The sequence below is a fragment of the Bradyrhizobium sp. WYCCWR15520 genome (assembly GCF_056174665.1).
Map to the genome: position 1 here is coordinate 90,559 of NZ_JBWBWM010000010.1, position 20,630 is coordinate 111,188.

Annotated in this window: 18 protein-coding genes; 11 read left to right on the forward strand and 7 right to left on the reverse strand. The window is 63.5% G+C overall.

Annotated features, from left to right (window positions below):
- Positions 1-135: 135 nt before the first annotated feature.
- Genes AC0QUY_RS13335 through AC0QUY_RS13350 form a run of 4 tightly spaced genes read left to right on the forward strand, consistent with a single transcriptional unit; the run spans position 136 to position 3,851 of the window.
- Entirely contained in the window at positions 136-1,476 is a 1,341-nt protein-coding gene (locus AC0QUY_RS13335) for an acyclic terpene utilization AtuA family protein (protein ID WP_475387166.1), read from the forward strand.
- Between the two features lies 1 nt (position 1,477).
- On the forward strand, positions 1,478-1,798 hold the full coding sequence (locus AC0QUY_RS13340) for an AtuA-related protein (protein WP_475387167.1): 321 nt from the start codon (positions 1,478-1,480) through the stop codon (positions 1,796-1,798).
- Between the two features lie 21 nt (positions 1,799-1,819).
- Positions 1,820-3,172, forward strand: coding sequence for an amidase (locus tag AC0QUY_RS13345; protein ID WP_475387168.1), 1,353 nt, complete (start codon positions 1,820-1,822; stop codon positions 3,170-3,172).
- Positions 3,165-3,851: a DUF2848 domain-containing protein gene (locus tag AC0QUY_RS13350; protein WP_475387169.1), complete on the forward strand. Its 687-nt coding sequence runs from the start codon at positions 3,165-3,167 to the stop codon at positions 3,849-3,851. The genes AC0QUY_RS13345 and AC0QUY_RS13350 overlap by 8 nt, the downstream gene beginning before the upstream one ends.
- A gap of 6 nt (positions 3,852-3,857) precedes the next feature.
- Here AC0QUY_RS13350 and AC0QUY_RS13355 read toward each other — a convergent pair whose 3' ends face one another.
- On the reverse strand, positions 3,858-4,625 hold the full coding sequence (locus AC0QUY_RS13355) for a transglycosylase domain-containing protein (RefSeq protein WP_475387170.1): 768 nt from the start codon (positions 4,623-4,625) through the stop codon (positions 3,858-3,860).
- 171 nt (positions 4,626-4,796) lie between these two features.
- Between AC0QUY_RS13355 and AC0QUY_RS13360 the strand changes: the two genes are divergently transcribed.
- Both AC0QUY_RS13360 and alkB read left to right on the forward strand, forming a co-directional pair.
- Positions 4,797-5,543, forward strand: a complete 747-nt coding sequence (locus AC0QUY_RS13360; protein ID WP_475387171.1) for a 2OG-Fe(II) oxygenase — start codon at positions 4,797-4,799, stop codon at positions 5,541-5,543.
- Between the two features lie 12 nt (positions 5,544-5,555).
- On the forward strand, positions 5,556-6,209 hold the full coding sequence (gene alkB / locus AC0QUY_RS13365) for a DNA oxidative demethylase AlkB (RefSeq protein ID WP_475387172.1): 654 nt from the start codon (positions 5,556-5,558) through the stop codon (positions 6,207-6,209).
- 106 nt (positions 6,210-6,315) lie between these two features.
- Here the strand turns inward: alkB and AC0QUY_RS13370 are convergent, their stop codons facing one another.
- From AC0QUY_RS13370 to hpaH, 6 genes are all read right to left on the reverse strand, one after another.
- The gene (locus AC0QUY_RS13370; protein ID WP_475387173.1) at positions 6,316-7,944 is read right to left on the reverse strand and encodes a thiamine pyrophosphate-dependent enzyme; all 1,629 of its coding nucleotides are present in this window, start codon (positions 7,942-7,944) and stop codon (positions 6,316-6,318) included.
- 29 nt (positions 7,945-7,973) lie between these two features.
- Positions 7,974-8,843 carry a fumarylacetoacetate hydrolase family protein gene (locus tag AC0QUY_RS13375; RefSeq protein ID WP_475387174.1) on the reverse strand — a complete coding sequence of 290 codons (870 nt, stop codon included), beginning with the start codon at positions 8,841-8,843 and terminating at the stop codon, positions 7,974-7,976.
- 5 nt (positions 8,844-8,848) lie between these two features.
- Positions 8,849-9,832 (reverse strand): 3,4-dihydroxyphenylacetate 2,3-dioxygenase, encoded by a 984-nt coding sequence (gene hpaD / locus AC0QUY_RS13380; RefSeq protein ID WP_161852959.1) that lies wholly within the window; start codon positions 9,830-9,832, stop codon positions 8,849-8,851.
- A gap of 111 nt (positions 9,833-9,943) precedes the next feature.
- Positions 9,944-11,479 (reverse strand): 5-carboxymethyl-2-hydroxymuconate semialdehyde dehydrogenase, encoded by a 1,536-nt coding sequence (gene hpaE, locus AC0QUY_RS13385; RefSeq protein WP_475387175.1) that lies wholly within the window; start codon positions 11,477-11,479, stop codon positions 9,944-9,946.
- Entirely contained in the window at positions 11,472-11,870 is a 399-nt protein-coding gene (locus tag AC0QUY_RS13390) for a 5-carboxymethyl-2-hydroxymuconate Delta-isomerase (protein WP_161852961.1), read from the reverse strand. The genes hpaE and AC0QUY_RS13390 overlap by 8 nt, the downstream gene beginning before the upstream one ends.
- A gap of 29 nt (positions 11,871-11,899) precedes the next feature.
- Positions 11,900-12,706: a 2-oxo-hept-4-ene-1,7-dioate hydratase gene (gene hpaH / locus AC0QUY_RS13395; RefSeq protein ID WP_475387176.1), complete on the reverse strand. Its 807-nt coding sequence runs from the start codon at positions 12,704-12,706 to the stop codon at positions 11,900-11,902.
- Positions 12,707-12,851: 145 nt separating this feature from the next.
- Here hpaH and hpaR point away from each other — a divergent pair, with 145 nt between their 5' ends.
- The 5 genes from hpaR (at position 12,852) to AC0QUY_RS13420 (ending at position 20,621) form a co-directional block, all read left to right on the forward strand.
- Positions 12,852-13,388 (forward strand): homoprotocatechuate degradation operon regulator HpaR, encoded by a 537-nt coding sequence (gene hpaR, locus AC0QUY_RS13400; RefSeq protein WP_475387178.1) that lies wholly within the window; start codon positions 12,852-12,854, stop codon positions 13,386-13,388.
- Positions 13,389-13,601: 213 nt separating this feature from the next.
- Positions 13,602-14,687 carry a malate/lactate/ureidoglycolate dehydrogenase gene (locus AC0QUY_RS13405; protein WP_475387179.1) on the forward strand — a complete coding sequence of 362 codons (1,086 nt, stop codon included), beginning with the start codon at positions 13,602-13,604 and terminating at the stop codon, positions 14,685-14,687.
- 51 nt (positions 14,688-14,738) lie between these two features.
- Positions 14,739-15,518, forward strand: a complete 780-nt coding sequence (locus tag AC0QUY_RS13410; protein WP_161852965.1) for an HpcH/HpaI aldolase family protein — start codon at positions 14,739-14,741, stop codon at positions 15,516-15,518.
- Positions 15,519-15,629: 111 nt separating this feature from the next.
- Entirely contained in the window at positions 15,630-17,153 is a 1,524-nt protein-coding gene (locus AC0QUY_RS13415; RefSeq protein ID WP_475387180.1) for a UxaA family hydrolase, read from the forward strand.
- Positions 17,154-17,351: 198 nt separating this feature from the next.
- A complete protein-coding gene (locus AC0QUY_RS13420; RefSeq protein WP_475387181.1) occupies positions 17,352-20,621 on the forward strand; it encodes a transglutaminase family protein in 3,270 nt (1,089 codons plus the stop codon).
- The last annotated feature ends 9 nt before the right edge of the window (positions 20,622-20,630 follow it).

Here is a 20,630-nt window from a genome sequence, read left to right on the forward strand (position 1 = left end):
CCGTCAACGGTCCCAGCAGCGGCGTTGCCGCATGGCCGCATTCCTCCAAGCCACAGCGCTTGTATGCCAGTAATTTTCCGCGCTAGGGTATTTCTGTTGCAAGCCGCGTGGTGCTTGCGACGACAGGGAGACGACGTGCGAACGATACGAATAGGATCCGGTGCCGGCTATTCGGGCGATCGCATCGAGCCGGCGATCGAACTCGCCGAGAAGGGCGATATCCAGTACCTCGTGTTCGAATGCCTCGGGGAGCGCACGGTGGCGCTGGCGCAGCAGTCGCGCATGAAGAATCCCGACAGCGGCTATGATCCATTGCTTGAGGAGCGGATGCGCGCGGTGCTGCCGCTCTGCACCACAAAGGGCATCAAGATCGTGACCAACATGGGCGCGGCCAATCCGGAAGCCGCCGCGCGAAAGACCGCCGAGATCGCCAGGTCACTGGGACTGCCGTCTCTGAAAGTCGCCGCCATCGTCGGCGACGACGTGCTCGACGCCTGCAAGGCCGGCGATCTCAAGATCATGGAATTCGACGGCACGATCAAGCAGCTCGGCAACCGGCTGTTGTCGGCGAATGCCTATCTCGGCGCCGAGCCGATGGCGCAGGCGCTCGCTGCGGGCGCCGATATCGTCATCACCGGCAGGGCTTCCGATCCGGCGCTGTTCCTGGCGCCGATGATCCACGCCTTCGGCTGGGCGATGGACGATTGGAATCTGCTCGGGCAGGGGACGGTTGCCGGACATTTGCTGGAGTGCGCCGGACAGATCACCGGCGGCTATTTTGCCGATCCCGGCTACAAGGATGTGGCCGATCTTGCGCGGCTCGGCTTTCCGATCGGAGAGGTCGGCGAGGATGGCAGCCTTGTCGTCACCAAGGTCGCGGGATCGGGCGGCGCCGTGACGGCGCAGACCTGCAAGGAACAGTTGCTGTACGAGGTGCATGACCCCACCAGATACTTCCAGCCGGATGTGGTGGCAGATTTCTCGCAGGTAACGGTTGAGGAAATCGGACGCGATCGTGTTCGTGTCAGCGGCGGGCGCGGCGCGAAGCGCACGGACACGCTGAAAGTCTCGGTCGGCTATGTTGACAGCTATATCGGCGAGGGACAGATCTCCTATGCCGGCCCCGGCGCACTGGCGAGGGGCAGGCTGGCGCTCGAGATCGTCCGCGAGCGGCTGAAGCTCACCAGTGTCGCCACTAGCGAACTGCGGTTCGAACTGGTCGGCGTCGATTCCCTGCACGGGCCGGAAGTTTCCGCGCGCGCCGGCGAACCCTACGAGGTGCGCGTGCGCGTGTCCGGGCGCACCGAGAATTTGCGCGAGGCGATCAGGATCGGCAACGAGGTCGAAACGCTCTATACCAACGGCCCGGCCGCTGGTGGCGGCGCGTGGAAATCGGCGCGTGACGTCGTGGCGGTCGCGTCCGTGCTGCTGCCGCGCGATTTGGCAAAGCCGCAAGTCCGATTTGTGGGAGCATAAGGTGAAGCTGCGCGAGATCGCTCATTCCCGCACCGGCGACAAGGGCAACATCTCCAACATCTCCGTCATTGCCTATGACGCGAAGGACTATCCACTGTTGCTGGAACAGGTTACGGCCGCGCGCGTGAAATCGCATTTCGCCGGCGTTGTCCAAGGCGAGGTCGTTCGTTATGAACTGCCCAATCTCGCTGCACTGAATTTCGTGATGGACCAGGCGCTGGGAGGCGGCGTGACGCGCTCGCTGGCTCTCGATGCGCATGGCAAATCGCTGAGTTCGGCGCTGCTTGATCTCGACATCCCAACCGCGCCGGATGGCAAATAACAGAGAGAGCGACCGACGATCATGCCTGGTAATCCGACACTCGCCACCTTGGCCGCCGATCTCGACACCGGGCGCACCACCGCGCGCAAACTGGTCGAGGAATGTCTGGCAAGAATTGCCGACCCCGGCGGCGAGGGTGCGCGCGCCTTTATCCATGTCGACAAGGACGCGGCGATATCGGCAGCGGACGCGATGGATCATCTGCGCAAAGCGCATGCCGCACCATCGCCCTATGCGGGCATTCCCGTCTCGATCAAGGACCTGTTCGACATCAAGGGGCAGGTGACGCGTGCGGGATCGCGCGCGCTGGACGATTCCGCACCTGCCGAAGCCGACGCGCCTGTGGTGACGCGGCTGCGGCGCGCGGGCTTCATCGTGATCGGCCGCACCAACATGACCGAATTCGCCTATTCCGGCATCGGCATCAATCCGCATTACGGCACGCCGAAGAGCGTCTTCAATCGCAGCGTCGGCCACGTGCCCGGCGGTTCGTCCTCGGGCGCTGCGGTCTCGGTCGCCGACCGGATGGCCTATGGCGCGCTGGGCACCGATACTGGCGGCTCCTGCCGGATTCCGGCAGCCTATAACGGCATTGTCGGTTACAAGCCGACGCAGGCGCGCGTGCCGCTTGAAGGCGGCGTACCGCTGTCGTCCTCGCTCGACAGCTTTGGCCCACTGGCGCGCTCGGTTGGCTGCTGCGCGGTGCTCGACGCCATGCTCGCGGATGAAACCGTGCAGCCGTTGCGGCCGCGCCCGATCAAGGGCATGCGGCTGGCGGTGCCGACCACGATCGCGCTCGATGATCTTGACGAGGAGGTCGCCAAAACCTTCGAACGTGCGCTGGAGACGCTGTCGCGCCAGGGTGCCTTGATCGAGCGGATCGAGTTGCCTGAATTTCACGACGTCGGCGTCATGAACAGCAAGGGCGGTTTTGCCGCCGCCGAAAGCTACGCCTGGCACCGCTACCTACTCACCAGCAAAGGCGACGTCTACGATCCCCGCGTCCGCGTCCGCATCCTGCGCGGCGAAGCCATCAGCGCGGCGGACTATATCGACATCGTCAACGCGCGTCGTTCGTTCATTGCGCGCACCGAACAGCGCATCGCGCCCTATGACGCGCTGGTGCTGCCGACCACGGCCAACGCGCCGCCGAGAATCGCCGACCTTGTCGCGGACGACAAGCTGTTCGCCACGGAGAATCTGCGGGCGCTCCGCAACTGCACGCTGATCAACATGCTCGACGGCTGCGCAATCTCGCTGCCGGCGCATCGCGAAGGCGAGATGCCGGTCGGGCTGATGCTTGCGGCATCAGGCGGAGCGGACCGTCGCATCTTCGAACTCGCCGCCGGAATGGAGGATATCATCCGTGTTTGATCTGACCTTCAACGTCGACGACAAGGGCATGCTGACGCCGCTGACGCTTGCGATCGACCAGGCCGTCATCGCCGGCTGGACCGGGCGCGATCCGGTGGCGCGCGACAAGCACATCGCCGAGCTCGAAGCGCTCGGCATCGCGCGGCCAGCGACGACGCCGATCTACTATCGCTGCTCGGCGCGGCGGATTACGCAAGCCGACCGCATCGAGGTCTCAGGCGAAAACTCCAGCGGCGAGGTCGAATTCGTGCTGATCGGCTGGCAGGGCCGCGTCTTCGTTGGCTGCGGCTCCGATCATACCGACCGCAAGGTGGAGAGCTATAGCGTCACCGTTTCAAAACAGATGTGCGACAAGCCGATGGCCTCGGTGCTGTGGGAACTGGAGGACGTCATCGCCCATTGGGACAAGATGATCCTGCGCTCCTACGCCACTATCGGCGGCGCACGCGTGCTGTACCAGGAGGGTACGCTGGATGCCATGCTGCCGGTCAACGACCTGATCGACCTCGGCTTCGGCGGCAAAGGCCTACCCGACGGCTGCGCCATGTTCGGTGGCACGTTTGCGGCCAAAGGCGGTATCCGCCCGGCCAGTCGATTCGAGTTCGAGCTGGAAGACCCCGTGCTGAAGCGCAAGATCAGCCACGGGTATGAGGTGATCACGATGCCGGTGCTGGGCTAGACGCCATTACTGATTGCCTGGCTTGTTCTGGCCGTCGCTCGCATTCTTGTCGAGCGGCATCGGATGATCCTTAGCCGTGACTGCCTGTGCCTCGCTGATGACTGCAGCGTCCAGCATGCGATCGATGACTCGATTTCTGAATGACGCGTCAAAACGTTTGCTCGGATACGGGTATCTGGCGCGGGCGACAATGAATGCGATTTCGTGGATATCCAGTTCTGTGAGAGGTTTGCCGAAATACGCTTCCGCGGCCATGGCAACACCATCGGCACCCCGGCCGAAATATGTGTCGTTCAGATAGATCTCGAGAATACGATCCCGCGACAGCGCGCGCTCGACACGTCCCGTGAAAACCCAATTGCCGATGTGCCAGTCGATCCCTTTGCAACATTCGGGACTCAACGTTCTCAGGCAGTCCCGCGTGACCGATAACGAGATGTTTGAGAGGGGCGGCCTGCGATTGGAGACCACGGCAAGCGCGAACTGCGCTAGGGGGCCGACCAACGGCCGCTCGTAGAAATCGAGATCCTCATACGCAACGACTGCCTTGCGTACTAGGGGCGGAATATCGGTGAGCGGAACAAACGCGCCGCGATCACCGGTGGAGCAGACGTGATCTCTCGGAGGGAGTGCCGAGAGCGTAGTCTCGGTAGGAAGGCCAATACCGTATTCATAGTGCCAGATCAGCCAGCCCGTGAACCATAGCAACGCCACGCCTGCCAGCGAGAGCAGGGCCAGGACGGACTTTCCGAAGATGGTGAGCGCCTTGCGCATGGTACCTGTGATTGCCCGCACATTGTCGGCAAATAGTGCCGAGAATTAGTCGGTTCCAGTAGCAGATTGCCCGGGAATCGGGTGGTGGATGCACCTCGGAATTACGAAATTATCGGTATTCCGGGCTCGTCGTTTCGAACCGTCCCGGAATAACGAATTTCGGAGACCGACATGCCAAAGGCCAATCTTGCGACCATCAAGGCAAATCCCGTCACCATCGCCAGCCGCGTCGCCGCCATCGACTGGGCGCAGGTAACCTCTGACCTCGACGCGCAGGGCTGCGCCGTCCTGAAGGGATTGCTGTTGCCGGAAGAATGCGACGCGCTGGCCGCGCTCTATCCTGACGACGCGAACTTTCGCAGCAGGATCGTGATGGGGCGCCATGGCTTCGGCCGCGGCGAGTACAAATATTTTGCCTATCCGCTGCCCGACCTGATCGCGGAATTGCGGCCGGCGCTCTATGCGCGGCTGTGCGGCGTTGCCAATCGCTGGAACGAGACGATGGGAATCGATATCCGCTACCCCGACCGTCACGAGGCGTTCCTGAAGCGCTGCCACGATGCCGGGCAGACGCGGCCGACGCCGCTGCTGCTGCAATATGGCGAGGGCGATTACAATTGCCTGCATCAGGACCTCTATGGTGAACACGTGTTCCCATTGCAGGTCGCGATCCTGCTGTCGGAGCCGGGGCGCGATTTCGAAGGCGGCGAGTTCGTATTGACCGAGCAGCGGCCGCGGATGCAGTCGCGGCCCGAGGTGGTGTCGCTCAAACAGGGCGATGCGGTCGCCTTTGCTGTGCATCATCGGCCGGTGCAGGGGACGCGCGGGCCTTACCGCGTTAATCTGCGCCACGGCGTCAGCCGTATCAGATCCGGCCATCGCCATACCGTCGGCGTGATCTTCCACGATGCCAAATGAGTGCGGACTGAATTGACAGAGGATTTATTCGACGCCGTTCCGGACGTGCGCCCTTCGCGCGAAGCGTTGGCCGAGGGCGCGGTGCTGCTGCGCGGCTTCGCGCGGCCGTTCGAAGCCGAACTGCTTCCGGCACTGCGCGCGATCGTCAAACAGGCGCCGTTCCGGCATCTGATCACGCCGGGCGGCCACCGTATGTCGGTCGCGATGACCAATTGCGGCAGTGTCGGCTGGGTGTCGGACCACACCGGTTATCGCTATGACGCCATCGACCCCGAGTCCGGACAGCCGTGGCCGGCGATGCCGCCTGTGCTGCGCAGAGTAGCGGCCGACGCTGCTGATGACGCCGGCTTTAACGGCTTCGCGCCGGAGGCCTGCCTGATCAACCGCTATGTATCAGGCGCGAAGCTGTCACTGCATCAGGACAGGGACGAGCGCGATTTTGGTGCGCCGATCGTATCGGTGTCGCTCGGTCTGCCGGCGATCTTTCTGTTCGGCGGCCCGAAGCGTGCCGACAAGACTGCGCGTTATCGTCTCGAGCACGGCGACGTGGTGGTCTGGGGTGGCCCGTCGCGGCTGTTCTTTCATGGTGTCGCGTCGCTGGCCGATGGCGAACATCCCGTCATGGGGCGCCAGCGGATCAATCTGACGTTTCGAAAAGCGCGCTGACCGTCCTGAGGCTCTTCCGCAGTCATTCCGGGATGGTGCGTTAGCACCAGACCCGGAATCTCGAGATTCCGGGTTCGCTTCGCGCCCCGGAATGACGGCCGACGAACTACGGCTTCGGCGGATGAATGAACGCCCAGGGGCTCACTTCGGAGTCCGTCTGCACTTCCACCGAAATCAAATATGGCCCGCCATCGGCCAGCGCTTTTTCCAGCGCAGGCCGGAAATGATCGGGCGAGGTGACGCGCGCTGCCGGGACGCCGAACGATTCCGCGAGCTTCACGAAATCCGGATTGACCAGGTCGGACGCCACCACGCGGCCGTCAAAATGCTGGCGCTGGTCGCGGCGCACATTGCCGTAGGCGTTGTTGTTGAACACCAGCGTCACCACGCCGATCTTGAACTGCACGGCGGTGGAGAGTTCCTGCACGCCGAACATGAACCCGCCGTCGCCTGTTATCGCGACCACCGGCCGATCAGGGTTGGCAACCTTGGCGCCGAGTGCGGTCGGGAAGCCCGAGCCGAGCGTGCCCTGATAGCCTGAAGTGATGAAGGTGCGCGGCTCATAGATCGGAAAGCCGTACCAGGAAGCAAAGCCGACCTGCGACAGCTCGTCGGTGACGATGGCGTTCGCCGGCAGCACCTCGCGCAGGATGTTCAGATACGCCATCTGCGGCTGAACTTTTTGAATTTCTTGCTGTGCCGCCGCGGTGGCTTCGCGGATCGCGCCGCGCCGGCCACTGGTCCGGCTGTAGCCGGCCTTTTTCACGGCCGCCACCAGATCGGCCGTGCCGGCCTTGGCATCCGCGACGATGGCTGCGTGAGACGCAACCCTGCGCATTTCGACCGGATCGATATCGATGCGAACGGACTTCAAGCCCTTCGGCTGGTACGGCCAGCGGAAACCTGAGGTCGGCAGCTCCATGCGGGTGCCGATCCCGATGATCAGGTCGGTATTCGGCCAGAGCTTGTAGGCCGCCGCCATGGTCAGCCCGAGCTCATGCGCGTTGGAGACGATGCCGCGGCCGCTGCGGAATGCCACAACGGGCGCGTCGATCATCTCGGCCAGTTCGAGGATTTCCTCAGCGGCATGGATCGCGCCGCTGCCGACGAAGATCATCGGCCGCTTCGCATCCTTGATCAGCGCCGCCGCCGCCTTGATACGGTCAGGGTCGGGCTGCGGTGGGCGCACAGCATCGAGCACCGTCGAACGGCCGACCTGCGCGCGCTGGGTGAAGACGTCCCACGGCATTTCCAGCGATACCGGACCCCGACGGCCCGACATCATCTCCTGAAACGCGCGCGACACCACGGATGGCGCTGCGTCGGGATATTCGATGCGCTCAGCCCATTTCACGAAGGTACGCAGCGTCGCTAGCTGGTCGGGCATTTCGTGCAGATGGCCGCGGCCCTTGCCGAGAAACGCCGTCGGCACCTGTCCGGTCAGGCACAGCACCGGCTCGTTGCAGCCGAACGCGGTGAGTAGCGCCGCGCTGGCATTGAGCACGCCGGGACCGGGCACCACGCTGAACACGCCGGGCTTTCCGGATGAGCGGGCATAGCCGAAGGCCATATAGCCGCAGGCCTGCTCGTGCCGGGCGCCGATCACCTTCAACTGCGCCTGATGGAAGGCGTCGAACAGGCCATAGATCTGCGCGCCGGGCAGGCCGAACACGGTATCGACGCCGTGCGCGACGAGGCCGTTGACGATTGCTTCGCCGCCGGAAGTTGAGCTCATTGTGCTATCCACTCGCTTGCAGGAGTTGTTCAGGCTTCGTCGACCACGCCGTTTTTCAGCATGCCGACACCCTCGGCTTCAATCTCGACGACGTCGCCGGGCTTCAGATAGCGCGGCGGATCGAACCGCGCGCCGGCGCCGGTCGGCGTTCCCGTCACAATGACGTCACCCGGCACCAGCGTTGTGAAGGTCGAGAGATAGTTGATGAGGTAACGGAAGCCGAAGATCAACCGGCCAGTGCGGTCGTCCTGCCGCGTCTCGCCATTGACCTTCGTGGTCAAACGGATGTCCGCGATCTGGCTTTCACCGGCATAGGGTACGAGCCACGGGCCGAGGCTGCCGGTGGAGTCGAAATTCTTGCCTTGGGTGACATTGAACTTGGCGTGCCGCACCCAGTCACGGATGGTGCCCTCGTTGCAGAGCGTGACGGCGGCGATATGGTCCAATGCGTCGCTCTCATTGATGTGGCGTCCGGCTTTGCCGATGACCAGCACCAGTTCGCCCTCGTAATCGAGTTGCGCCGAGGCGCGCGGGCGCACCAGCGGCGTGTTGTGGCCGACGAAGGAGCGCGGCGTCCGCATGAACATGCTCGGATATTTCGGCGCGTCCTGGCCGTCCTTGTATTCGGCATTGCGGTCCGGGTAGTTGACGCCGATGCAGATGATCTTTTCCGGCGCGGGGATCGGCGGCTGCCATGTGATCGCATCAAGCGCATGGTCCGGCTGAAACCGCACGCCTTCGTCCGCGAGCTTCGTCAGCGCGCCGGCCGCGATGACCTCGCGCAGAGTCGGATATTCTTTGCCGAACCGCGCGGAGAGATCGACGATACCGGCATCGGTCACCGCGCCATACTTCTGCGCGCCGTTGACGGTGTAGGTGGCAAAGCGGGGAGGGGCCATCTTCTTTAATCCGCAATCGTAACGTCGGCGACGAAGGCCGGTTCGCGCACCGCTTGGCCGGTGAAGGGTGAGCCTTCCTCGAACCAGGAGCGCGGCGCTGGCGCGCCCCACAGCGTCTGCCGGCGTGGGTCGTTCAGCGACCAGCGCAGCGGCTCGTGGTCATGGTCGCCGGTGAAATAGTCGCTGGTGTAGAGTTCGAGGCGATGGCCGTCCGGGTCGCGGACATAGAGGAAGAACGCATTCGAGATGCCGTGGCGGCCCGGGCCGCGCTCGATGTTCTTCAAATAGCCGCTGGAGGCCATGACGTCGCAGAGATGCAGGATGTTCATGGCTGTCGGCGTCCAGTAGGCCATGTGGTGCAGGCGAGGGCCACGGCCATTGGTGATGGCGAAGTCATGGACGTTGCCTTTGCGATGCATCCAGGCCGCCGCGATCCGCCCGTTCGGCCCGTCCTCCTCGCCATATTCGGTCAGGCGGAAGCCGAGCCGGGCATAGAAATCGACAGTGTTCTGCACCTCGGGCGCGAAGACGTTGAAGTGATCGAGCCGCTGCGGGTGACACCCCTTGTAGAGGTCGTAGCGCCTGAGCAGATGCGGGCGCTTCTCCATCGTCGCATAGAGTTCGAGCTGGAAGCCGGCGGGATCGGTGAATTGCAGGGTGCGGCCCTGGAACGGCTGATCGACGAAGGCGTAGGCGATGCCGTTCTCGGAGAAGAAGCTGGCGGCCTTGTCGAGATCGCCGTCATTGCCGACCTTGAAGCCGAGCCGGCTGCAGGCGGCTACCGGTGCTTTCCGCAACACCAGCGAATGATGCTGATGTTCCTCGCTGCCGCGCAAGTACACCGCCTTGTCGTCGGCGTCCTCGACATGCAGGCCGACGGTGTTCTCATAGAAGGCGCGGCTCTTGCCGAGATCGACGACATCGAGGACGGCGTGGCTGCAACGGATGATGTTGAACGGCGGATCGAAGATGTGCGTCGGCACCGGCATGGGTGTTCCCTTGGTTAGTTTCGTCATTCCGGGATGGTGCGCAAGCACCAGACCCGGAATCTCGAGGTTCCGGGTTCGATGCTTCGCATCGCCCCGGAACGACGGTGAGTGCTAGGTTCCCAGTCTCTGAATCTTGTGCGTCCCGCGGGCGAGCGAGACGTGCTTGGTTTCCATGTAGAAGTCGAACGAATAGTCGCCGCCGTCGCGGCCTATCCCTGAGGCCTTCATGCCGCCGAACGGTGTCGGCAGATGACGGACGTTTTCGGAGTTGAGCCAGATCATGCCCGCCTCCAGCGCATCGGCCACCCGCAGCGCCCGGCCCATGTCGCCGGTCCAGACATAGCCGGTCAGGCCGTATTGCACGCCATTGGCGATCTCGACGGCGTCCTTCTCGTCCTTGAAGGGGATCACGGTCAGGAACGGGCCGAACACCTCCTCCTGCGCTACCCGCATTTTCGAATGCGCGCCGGTGACCAGCGTCGGCTGCACGTAATGACCGCCGCCCGGGCCGTCGTGCGGCTTGCCACCGACCGCAATGGTGGCGCCGTCCTTTTTGGCGACCTCGAAATAGCTGCAGACCTTTGCCAGATGCCGCTCGTGGATCAGCGGCCCGATTTCGGTGGCGGGATCGAGGGGGTGCCCGACCTTCAACGCCTGCACCCGGGCGGTGAGCTTTTCGATGAATTTGTCGGCGATGCCGGCCTGGACCAGCAGCCGGCTGGAGGAGGTGCAGCGCTCGCCATTCAGCGAGTAGATCATGAAGACGACCGCATCCAGCGCGCGGTCGAGATCGGCGTCGTCGAACACGATCACCGGGTTCTTGCCGCCGAGCTCGAAATGGACGCGCTTCAGAGTGGGAGCGCCCTGCGCCATGATCGCAGATCCCGTAGCGCTTTCGCCGACAAAGCCGATCGCCTTGATGGCGGGGTGCTCGGTCAGCGCCTTGCCGGCTTCCTCGCCCATGCCGTGGACGGTGTTGAGTACGCCGTCGGGAAGGCCGGCCTGTTTCGCGAGCTTTGCCAGCAGGGCCGCCGTGACCGGCGACCATTCCGCCGGCTTGTGCACGACCGTGCAGCCGGCAGCGAGCGCGGGCGCGATCTTCCAGGTCGACAGCATGAACGGCGTGTTCCAGGGCGTGATGACGCCGACCGGGCCGATGGGGACTCGGGTCGAGATGTTCCAGTGCTCCTCGGAGGGCGTGTTGAGTCCGTCCCGGGCCTCGCCGCATTTGTCGGCGAAGAAGCGGAAATTCTCCGCCGCCCGGATCGCGGCCTTGGCCATGAAGCGATGGGCCTGGCCTGTGTCGATGCATTCGAGCACCGCGATGTCGTCGGCATTGTCCTCGATCGCGTCGGCCACGCGATGCAGCAACTTCTTCCGCGCCGCCGCCGGCATGTCGCGCCAGGACTTGAAGGCACGGGTTGCGGCGCTCGCGGCGCGGTCGATGTCCTCGGCGTTGCCGCGCGCGACCGACGCCAGCACGCCGCCATCGATCGGTGACTTCGTCTCAAAAGTCTGCCCCGAAGCCGACGGCACGGTCTTGCCGTCGATCATGTGCCCGATGCCGTCGCTCTTCAGCTTGGCGAGCAGGGGGGCTGCGCGGTCGCGATTGGCCTGAAACCCGTCCTTAGGTGTCACCTTATCCATTGCTAGCCTCCACCTTCAGAGCTTCGTGGATGTTGTTGCGTTTCCAGCTTGTTTCCTTGTCGTTGATCTGCATGTCGAACGACAGCGCGAACTTTTCGTTCGCAAAGACCGGATCGAGATAGGCCGACAAGGCCTTGAAAATATGTTCGCCCGCCTTCTTGCGGGTGGCGAGGTCGCGGCCCTCACCGAGGCGCAGCACCATGTCGAGGAAGCAATAGTCCTGGCGGCCGTCGGCAATCGCATAATGCTCGCATTTGACGGCGCGGACTCTGATACCGCCGAGCGGGAAGATGCCGGTCTCGACCGCGGCCTTGCGAACCAGCTCTACGACGCCGACCATGTCGACGCGTCCGTCAAGATTGCCTGAATATTCAATCGTGAAGTGCGGCATGTTGCGATGGCTCCTGTCGTCCTAAAGCTTCAGGCGAAGTAGCAGCTCACCGAGCCGTAAGGGCCGTAATCCGCCTGGATCGTGTCGCCCTTGCGGGTCTCGATCGGACGAATGAACGATCCCGCCAGCACCACCTGTCCGGCTTCCAGCGCGAGGCCGTTCGGCGCGATCTTGTTGGCGAGCCAGGCCACTGATGTCGCGGGATGGTTGAGGACGCCGGCCGCAAGCCCGGTCTCCTCGAGCTGGCCGTTGCGGAAACACAGCGCGCCGATCCAGCGCAAATCCGCGTCCATCGGCCGGATCGGGCGGCCGCCGAGCACGATGCCGGCATTGGCGGCGTTGTCGGCGATGGTATCAAAAATCTTCCGCGTCGACTTGGTTTGCGGATCGACCCGCTCGACCCTTGTGTCGAGGATTTCGAGCGCGGGCACTACGAAATCGGTGGCATTGAGCACGTCGAACATGGTGCAGTCCGGCCCCGCCAGCCGCGACTTCATGATAAAGGCGAGTTCAGCCTCGACGCGGGTACCGATGAAGCGGTCCGAGGGCACCAGCCCGCCATCGGCAAAGAACATGTCGTCGAGCAGGATGCCGGAATCCGGCTCGTCGATATTGAGCGCGCTCTGCATCGCCTTCGAGGTCAGGCCGATCTTGTGGCCCTTCACGACACGTCCCTGCGCGACCTTCATCTCGACCCAGGCTTTCTGAATAGCGTAGGCATCCTCGATCGTTATGGCGGGATGTTCGAGCGAAAGCTGGCGGATCTGCTTGCGCGTCTTTTCGGCCTGATCGAGCCGCGCTGCGGCACTTCGGATGTCGTCTGTTGAAAGGGCCATGAGCGTCCGGCTGTTTCAGAAAAAAGCGGGTGCCGAAATTTGTTTAACATGTTAAGTTATCCGACGCAAACTGATTTGATGCTTGTTGCGCCGCAAAACTTTATCGTTCGCGAGATCGAGGATTCCCGATGGCGGATCACTGGAGATGACAGGCAAGAAATCGCCGAACGGATCGCGTTCGGACCAGGAGGGGACACCGGAAGCGCGCCGCGGGCCGATGCGCGAATTCTCGCGTTCGCTGCCGATGTCGCTCTTACGCGCGCGCGAAGCCGTGATGCGCCAGTTCCGCCCCTCGCTGCGCAACCACGGCCTGACCGAGCAGCAATGGCGGATCCTGCGCGCACTGACGGCGGTGGATACCATCGAGGTGACGGAGCTGGCGCGCGTCGCGTTTCTGCTGGGGCCGAGCCTGTCGCGCATCCTGCGCGATCTCGAAGCGCGCGACCTGATCGAGCGCCGTGCCGCCAAGACGGACCTGCGCCGCGGCGAGGTGTCGATCTCGTCCAAGGGCTTGAAGCTGATCGAGGCCGTGGCGCCGACCTCGGAAGCCATCTACGCCGAGATCACCCAGCGCTATGGCGCGCGCAAGCTCACTGAGCTGCAAGACATGCTGGGCGAACTGGAGCGCAGCCTTGCGGCGATGGAAGTAGCAGGTGAGGGCGATGCGGAGGCGGATGAGTAAGCACAAATTTGCATGATGCTACCGAGCCGATGCATAGCGGCCGGGCAAATGATTGCAATCATTTGGCTAAATGCGATCGAGGCGAGTAGACATTCGCGCGGTTTTTCGCTCAAAGTGCCGGCCAAGCCGGTCATGAAAACCGGCGCGGGAGTCGCGGGCCTGGCTGCTCAATCGCAGGCTTCCGCCGTACAAGGACAGGGCTGAAATCCGGACATGGTCACCATCAAAGTCAACAATCTGATCGATTTCGTCACTGAGGTTTTTTCCCATTCGGAATCCTCGCCCGAGGAAGCAAGGCGCATCGCGACCTATCTCACGACGGCCAATCTCACCGGCCATGACAGCCACGGCGTGATCCGGGTTCCCGTCTACATCAGGTGGAAGAAGACCGGCAACGTCATTCCCAACCAGACTCCCGAAATCGTCGTCGATACGCCATCGCTTGCGGTGGTCGATGGCAAGTTCGGCTATGGCCAGACCGTGACGCCGTTCGCGGTGCGGACCGGCATCGAGAAGTGCAAGAAAGCCGGACTGTCTGCAATCGCGCTACGCAATGCCGGCCATATCGGCCGTGTCGGCGACTGGGCCGAGATGGCTGCGGCCGAAGGGCTGGTGTCGGTGCACTTCGTCAATGCCGCCGGCTCGCTGCTGGTCGCGCCGTTCGGCGGCGTTCAGAAACGGCTCTCGACCGCGCCCTATTGTGTTGGCATTCCGCGCAAGGGGCAGGACCCGATCGTGCTCGATTTCGCGACCTCCATCGTCGCCGAAGGCAAGGTGCTGGTCGCCAGCCGTGGCGGCAAGAAACTGCCGACCGGCGCTTTGGTCGATGCCGACGGTACGCTGAGCGAGGAGCCGTCCGTGCTTTACGGTCCCTACACCCCGGACGGGCCGCGCGACCACACCAAGGGTACCGGCGCGATCCGCGCGTTCGGCGAGCACAAGGGCTCGGGCCTTGCCTTCATCTGCGAGCTACTCGGCGGTGCACTGACCGGCACCGGCGCCACCTCGGGCGGGCGGCAGTTCGCCAACGGCATGCTGTCCTTCTATGTCGATCCCAAGGTGGTGGACACCGCCAACTTCTTCGACGGCGAAATCTCGCGCTATACCGACTTCATCCGGGAGACCAAGCCGATCGCCGGTGTCGAGTCCGTGCTGGTCCCGGGCGATCCGGAACGGAAGATGCGCGCCGAGCGCACCAAAAACGGCGTGCCGCTTCCCGACGATACCTGGGCTGCGATCGTCAACACCGCCCGCGAGGTCGGTGTCAGCGAGACGAGCATCCAGCGCGCCACAAGCTAATCAACACCGCGAACTCCAACAATCGTAGCGATCACAAAGGGAAAGCGATCAATGGCAACCAACAACGTCAAGAAAGTATGGGCCTCGGGCAAGGCCGTGGTGAACGCGTGGCTCGCGACCCCGTCCGGCTTCACCGCCGAGGTGATCGCGCAATGTGGTTTCGACAGTGTTACGGTCGACATGCAGCACGGCGTGCAGGATTACCTCTCGATGGTGCAATGCTTTCAGGCGATGAACGGCCATCCGGCGACGCCCATGGTTCGCGTGCCCTGGAACGAGCCCGGTATCGTCGGCAAGGTGCTCGACGGCGGCGCCTATGGCGTGATCTGCCCAATGATCAACACCCCGCAGGAAGCCAAGAACCTGGTCCAGTACGCCAAGTATCCACCGAAGGGCACGCGCTCGAACGGTCCGATCCGCGCCGGCATGTACGGTACGGCTGGTTCGTACCAGCAGACTGCGAATGACGAGATCGTGCTGCTGCCAATGATGGAGACCAAGACGGCGGTAGAGAACATGGAAGCGATCCTCGATGTCGAGGGCATCGATGGCGTCTATATCGGCCCGTCGGACCTCGGCTTCTCCTATGGCCTGGTGCCGAAGCTCGACCGCGACGAGCCGGAGATCCTGAAGATCTACGAGAAGATCATCAAGGAGTGCGGCAAGCGCGGCCTCAATCCCGGCATCCACTGCTCCGGCGCCGAGGGTGCGGTGCGCGCCATCAACATGGGCTTCAAGCTGGTGACGCTGTCGAACGAGGTCGGCCTGATGTCGACCTACGCCAGGATGCAGGTGAACCAGACCCGCAAGGACTCGGGCGGGAAGGCTTGAGGTACGCGAATAGCGAGTAGCGAATGGCGAATAGGGTGGAGAGCAGCGAAACAAGGTTCACCATTCGCTACTCGCCATTCGCTATTCGCCCACTTCACAGGAGACACCGACATGACCCCGGCACCCGTGATCCGCCTGCACCCTGACGATGGCGTGCTGATCGCGCGCGCGAGCCTGCCGCCCGGCATGGTGGTGGCCGACGGCGTCACCACGGTCGAGCGGATACCCGCGGGTCACAAGGTCGCCATCAGGCCGATCGCCATGGGCGAGCCGGTGCGCCGTTACGGCCAGATTATCGGCTTTGCCACCGCGCCGATTGCGCCGGGCCAGCACGTGCACACCCAAAACTGCGGCATGGGTGATTTTTCCAAGGACTACGCCTATGGCGTCGACGTCAAGCCGGTGCCGAACTTCGATCTGCCCGCGACCTTCGAGGGCATTCGCCGCGCCGACGGCCGCGTGGCGACGCGCAACTATATCGGCATTCTGACCTCGGTGAATTGCAGCGCCCATGTCGCCAGCATTGTCGCCGACATGTTCAAGAAGAATCCATTTACCGGCGATAACCCGCTGGCCGATTTCCCGAATGTCGACGGCGTGGTGGCGCTGACCCACAAGACCGGCTGCGGCATGACGCAGAATGAACCGCTGGCGCTGCTTCGCCGCACGCTCGGCGGCTATGCGCGGCATGCGAATTTCTCCCATGTGGTCGTGCTCGGGCTTGGCTGCGAGGTCAACCAGATCGGCGGGCTGATGGAGGAGCAGAAGCTCGCCGGCCGCCTGCGCGCAATGGACATCCAGGAGGTCGGCGGCACCCGCAAGACGGTGGAAGCCGGCGTCGCCTTCGTGAAGGAGGCGCTGACCGACGCCAATAGAGTGAAGCGCGAGCGCGTGCCGGCCAGCGAACTGACGGTCGCCCTGCAATGCGGCGGATCCGACGGCTACTCCGGGGTCTCGGCCAATCCGGCGCTGGGTGCGGCGAGCGATCTCCTCGTGCGTCACGGCGGCACCGTGATCCTCTCCGAGACGCCCGAGACCTACGGCGCCGAACATCTCCTGACCCGGCGCGCGGTCAGCCGCGAGGTCGGCGAAAAGCTTGTCGGCCTGATGCGCTGGTGGGAGGAATACACCAGGCGCGAAGGCGCCGAGATGAACGCCAATCCGAGCCCCGGCAACAAGGCTGGAGGCCTCACCACGATCCTCGAGAAATCACTGGGCGCGATGGCCAAGGCCGGCAGCACCAATCTTGTCGACGTGCTCAACTACGCCGAGCCCATCACCAAGAAGGGCTTTGTCTTTATGGATACGCCCGGCTACGACCCGGTTGCTGCGACCGGGCAGGTGGCCGGCGGCGCCAACATGGTCTGCTTCACCACCGGCCGCGGCAGCGTGTTCGGCTGCAAGCCCGCGCCCTCGATCAAGCTCGCCACCAACACGCCGATGTACAAGCGGATGGAAGACGACATGGACGTCAATTGCGGCACCATCCTCGACGGTGAGGAAACCGTGCAGCAATGCGGCCAGCGCATTTTCGAGCTGATGCTGAAAACAGCATCCGGGCAGCCGACCAAGAGCGAGAGTTTCGATTTCGGCAGCGCCGAGTTCGCGCCGTGGGTGATCGGGGCGACGATGTGAGTGATTAGTTCGTCGTTCCGGGGCGATGCGAAGCATCGAACCCGGAACCTCGAGATTCCGGGTCTGGTCCTTCGGACCATCCCGGAATGACGGCGTCAAACGTTCGCACTTCCCATAGGCACTCCGTGCCCGTTGTTAGTGCTTGATCCCACCCGGAACCGGTGTTCTGCTTAAAAAAGCCGCTGGAGTTTCCGGTCCGTGTCGATCTTCGTCGCACTTCATCACGTCACGCACTACAAATACGACCGACCGATCGATCTCGGCCCGCAAACCGTTCGCCTGCGCCCGGCGCCGCATACGCGCACGCCGATCCTGAGCTATTCGCTCAAAGTCACGCCATCAAATCATTTCGTGAACTGGCAGCAGGACCCGCAGGGCAACTGGCTGGCGCGATTCGTGTTTCCGGAGAAGGCGACCGAACTAAAGGTCGAAGTCGATTTCACCGCGCAGATGACGGTGGTCAATCCTTTCGACTTCTTTGTCGAGCCTTACGCCAACTCCTTTCCGTTCCAATACCCCAACGATCTCAAGACCGAGCTGGCGCCTTATCTCGCCACGTCAGAGCAGGGGCCGCTGTTCGCGGCGTACTTGAAGGAGATTCCGCGCGAAGCCGACAGCACCGTCAATTTCCTGGTCGACCTCAACGCGCAACTGCAGAAAAAGATCAGCTACGTCATCCGGATGGAGCCGGGCATTCAGACGCCGGAGGAGACACTGGCTGCCGGCTCCGGCTCGTGCCGCGACTCGGCGTGGCTGTTGATCCAGATCTTCCGTCATCTTGGCCTCGCGGCGCGTTTTGTCTCCGGCTATCTCATGCAATTGCGGCCCGACATCGATCCGGTGGAAGGCCCGCGCGAGGTCGAGAGCGATTTCACCGATCTGCACGCCTGGGCCGAGGTCTATCTTCCCGGCGCGGGGTGGATCGGGTTCGACGTCACCTCGGGCATGCTGACGGGCGAGGGGCATATCCCTGTCGCCGCCACGCCGCATTATCGCTCCGCCGCGCCGATCTCCGGCAGCGCCGGCTTCGCCAATGTCGATTTTGGCTTCGAGATGAGCGTCAAGCGCATCCGCGAGGCGCCGCGGATCACGCGGCCGTTCTCGGATGAATCCTGGGCGCGTCTCGACAGTCTTGGCGAACAGGTCGATGCCGACCTCAAACGGGATGACGTGCGACTGACCATGGGCGGCGAGCCGACCTTCGTCTCGGTCGACGATATGGAATCGCCGGAATGGAACATCGCCGCCATCGGCCCGACCAAGCAGGCGCTGGCGGATGAACTGATCCGGAAACTGCGTGCGCGCTTTGCGCCGGGCGGGCTCCTACATTACGGGCAGGGCAAATGGTATCCGGGCGAAAGCCTGCCGCGCTGGGCGTTCGGCCTCTATTGGCGCAAGGACGGCGCGCCGATCTGGAAGAACGCCGATCTGATCGGGACGATCGAAAATCCCAGCAAGGCTGGGATCGAAGACGCCAAAGCCTTTATGGAAGGCACCGCGAAGCGGCTCGGGCTCGGCGTCGATTACGTTATATCAGCCTATGAAGATCCCGTGCACTGGCTGCAGAAGGAAGCCGCGCTGCCGGTCAATGTCGATCCCAGCGACCCCAAGCTCAGCGATCCCGAGGAACGCTCGCGCATGGCGCGGGTGTTCGATGAAGGGCTCAACAAGGCCAGAGGGTTCGTGTTGCCGATCCAGCACGCGGACGGCGACGGTTCGGGCTGGATGAGCGAGCGCTGGCAGCTTCGGCGCAGCCATCTTTTCCTGATCCCGGGCGACTCTCCGCTCGGGCTGCGGTTGCCCATGGCCTCGCTGCCGCATATCGAGCCGGAAGAATATCCCTACATCGTCGAACAGGACCCGATGGAGCCGCGGCTCGAACTGGCGAAGGAAGACAAGGACGCGGTGGCTGATAGCGTGCCCTCGCGGCTGGCGCATAAGCCGAAGGCCAAGCCCGTGCGCACGGCAACATCAGTCGAAATCCGCGACGGCGTATTGTGCGTCTTCATGCCGCCGGTCGAGAAGGTCGAACACTATCTCGAACTGATCGCGGCGGTGGAGGCGACCGCCGAGGAGATGCAGATTCCGGTCCATGTCGAGGGCTATGGACCGCCCTACGATCCGCGCATCGAGGTCATCAAGGTGACGCCCGATCCCGGCGTCATCGAGATCAATGTCCAGCCGGCGCAAAGCTGGCGCGAGGCGGTCGATATCACCTTCGGCCTGTACGAAGACGCCGCAAAAGTCCGGCTCGGCGCCAACCGCTTTCTGGTCGACGGCCGTCACACCGGCACCGGCGGCGGCAATCATGTCGTGGTCGGCGGCTCGACACCGGAAGCCTCGCCGTTCCTGCGCCGTCCGGATTTGCTGAAAAGCCTCGTGCTGTACTGGCAGCGCCATCCGTCGCTGTCGTACTTGTTCTCCGGCATGTTCATCGGCCCGACCAGCCAGGCGCCGCGGATCGACGAAGCGCGGCATGACGGGCTCTATGAACTGGAGATCGCGCTCTCGCATGTGCCGCCGCCCGGCATCGAGGCGCCGCTATGGCTGGTCGATCGCCTGTTCCGGCACATCCTGGTCGATATCACCGGTAACACCCACCGCGCCGAAATCTGTATCGACAAGCTCTATTCGCCTGATGGCCCGACCGGCCGTCTCGGGCTGGTCGAATTCCGCGCGCTCGAAATGCCGCCCGATCCGCGGATGTCGCTGGCGCAGCAATTGCTGATCCGCGCGCTGATCGCAAAGCTCTGGCGCGAACCGCAACAAGGCAAGTTCGTGCGCTGGGGCACGGCGCTGCATGATCGCTTCATGCTGCCGCATTTCCTCTGGGAGGATTTTCTCGGCGTGCTCGATGAGCTCAGGCTGTCAGGCTACGATTTCTCGCCGGAATGGTATTCGGCGCAGCTCGAGTTTCGTTTTCCGGTGTTCGGCCGCGTCCATCATGGCGGCGTTGCGCTGGAATTGCGGCAGGCGCTGGAGCCATGGCACGTGCTCGGCGAAGAGGGCTCGGCCGGCGGCACCGTGCGCTATGTCGATTCCTCGGTGGAGCGGCTGCAGGTCAAGGCGACCGGCTTTGTCGAAGGCCGCCATGTCGTGACCTGCAACGGCCGGCGGATGCCGATGACGCCAACCGGCCGCGCCAGTGAGGCGGTCGCCGCCGTCCGTTTCAAGGCCTGGCAGCCGGCCTCGGGGCTGCATCCGACCATTCCGGTGCACGCGCCGCTGACATTTGACTTAATTGATAGCTGGAACGGCCGCTCGCTCGGCGGCTGCGTCTATCACGTCGCCCATCCCGGCGGCCGCAACTACGATACCAAGCCGGTCAATTCCTACGAGGCGGAAGCCCGCCGGCTGGCCCGGTTTCAGGATCACGGCCACACCCCGGGCAAAATCGAGCCGCCGCCCGAGGAACGCACCATTGAATTCCCTTTGACACTCGACTTGAGGACGCCGCTCCTGATCTAATCGGCAGCG

What these genes read in the sequence shown, in the direction of transcription:
- AC0QUY_RS13345 (WP_475387168.1), top strand. Translation starts at nt 1,820, where the DNA reads ATGCCTGGTAATCCGACACTCGCCACCTTGGCCGCCGATCTCGACACC.
- AC0QUY_RS13355 (WP_475387170.1), bottom strand. Translation starts at nt 4,625, where the DNA reads ATGCGCAAGGCGCTCACCATCTTCGGAAAGTCCGTCCTGGCCCTGCTC.
- AC0QUY_RS13360 (WP_475387171.1), top strand. Translation starts at nt 4,797, where the DNA reads ATGCCAAAGGCCAATCTTGCGACCATCAAGGCAAATCCCGTCACCATC.
- AC0QUY_RS13370 (WP_475387173.1), bottom strand. Translation starts at nt 7,944, where the DNA reads ATGAGCTCAACTTCCGGCGGCGAAGCAATCGTCAACGGCCTCGTCGCG.
- AC0QUY_RS13375 (WP_475387174.1), bottom strand. Translation starts at nt 8,843, where the DNA reads ATGGCCCCTCCCCGCTTTGCCACCTACACCGTCAACGGCGCGCAGAAG.
- hpaD (WP_161852959.1), bottom strand. Translation starts at nt 9,832, where the DNA reads ATGCCGGTGCCGACGCACATCTTCGATCCGCCGTTCAACATCATCCGT.
- hpaE (WP_475387175.1), bottom strand. Translation starts at nt 11,479, where the DNA reads ATGGATAAGGTGACACCTAAGGACGGGTTTCAGGCCAATCGCGACCGC.
- AC0QUY_RS13390 (WP_161852961.1), bottom strand. Translation starts at nt 11,870, where the DNA reads ATGCCGCACTTCACGATTGAATATTCAGGCAATCTTGACGGACGCGTC.
- hpaH (WP_475387176.1), bottom strand. Translation starts at nt 12,706, where the DNA reads ATGGCCCTTTCAACAGACGACATCCGAAGTGCCGCAGCGCGGCTCGAT.
- hpaR (WP_475387178.1), top strand. Translation starts at nt 12,852, where the DNA reads ATGACAGGCAAGAAATCGCCGAACGGATCGCGTTCGGACCAGGAGGGG.
- AC0QUY_RS13405 (WP_475387179.1), top strand. Translation starts at nt 13,602, where the DNA reads ATGGTCACCATCAAAGTCAACAATCTGATCGATTTCGTCACTGAGGTT.
- AC0QUY_RS13410 (WP_161852965.1), top strand. Translation starts at nt 14,739, where the DNA reads ATGGCAACCAACAACGTCAAGAAAGTATGGGCCTCGGGCAAGGCCGTG.
- AC0QUY_RS13415 (WP_475387180.1), top strand. Translation starts at nt 15,630, where the DNA reads ATGACCCCGGCACCCGTGATCCGCCTGCACCCTGACGATGGCGTGCTG.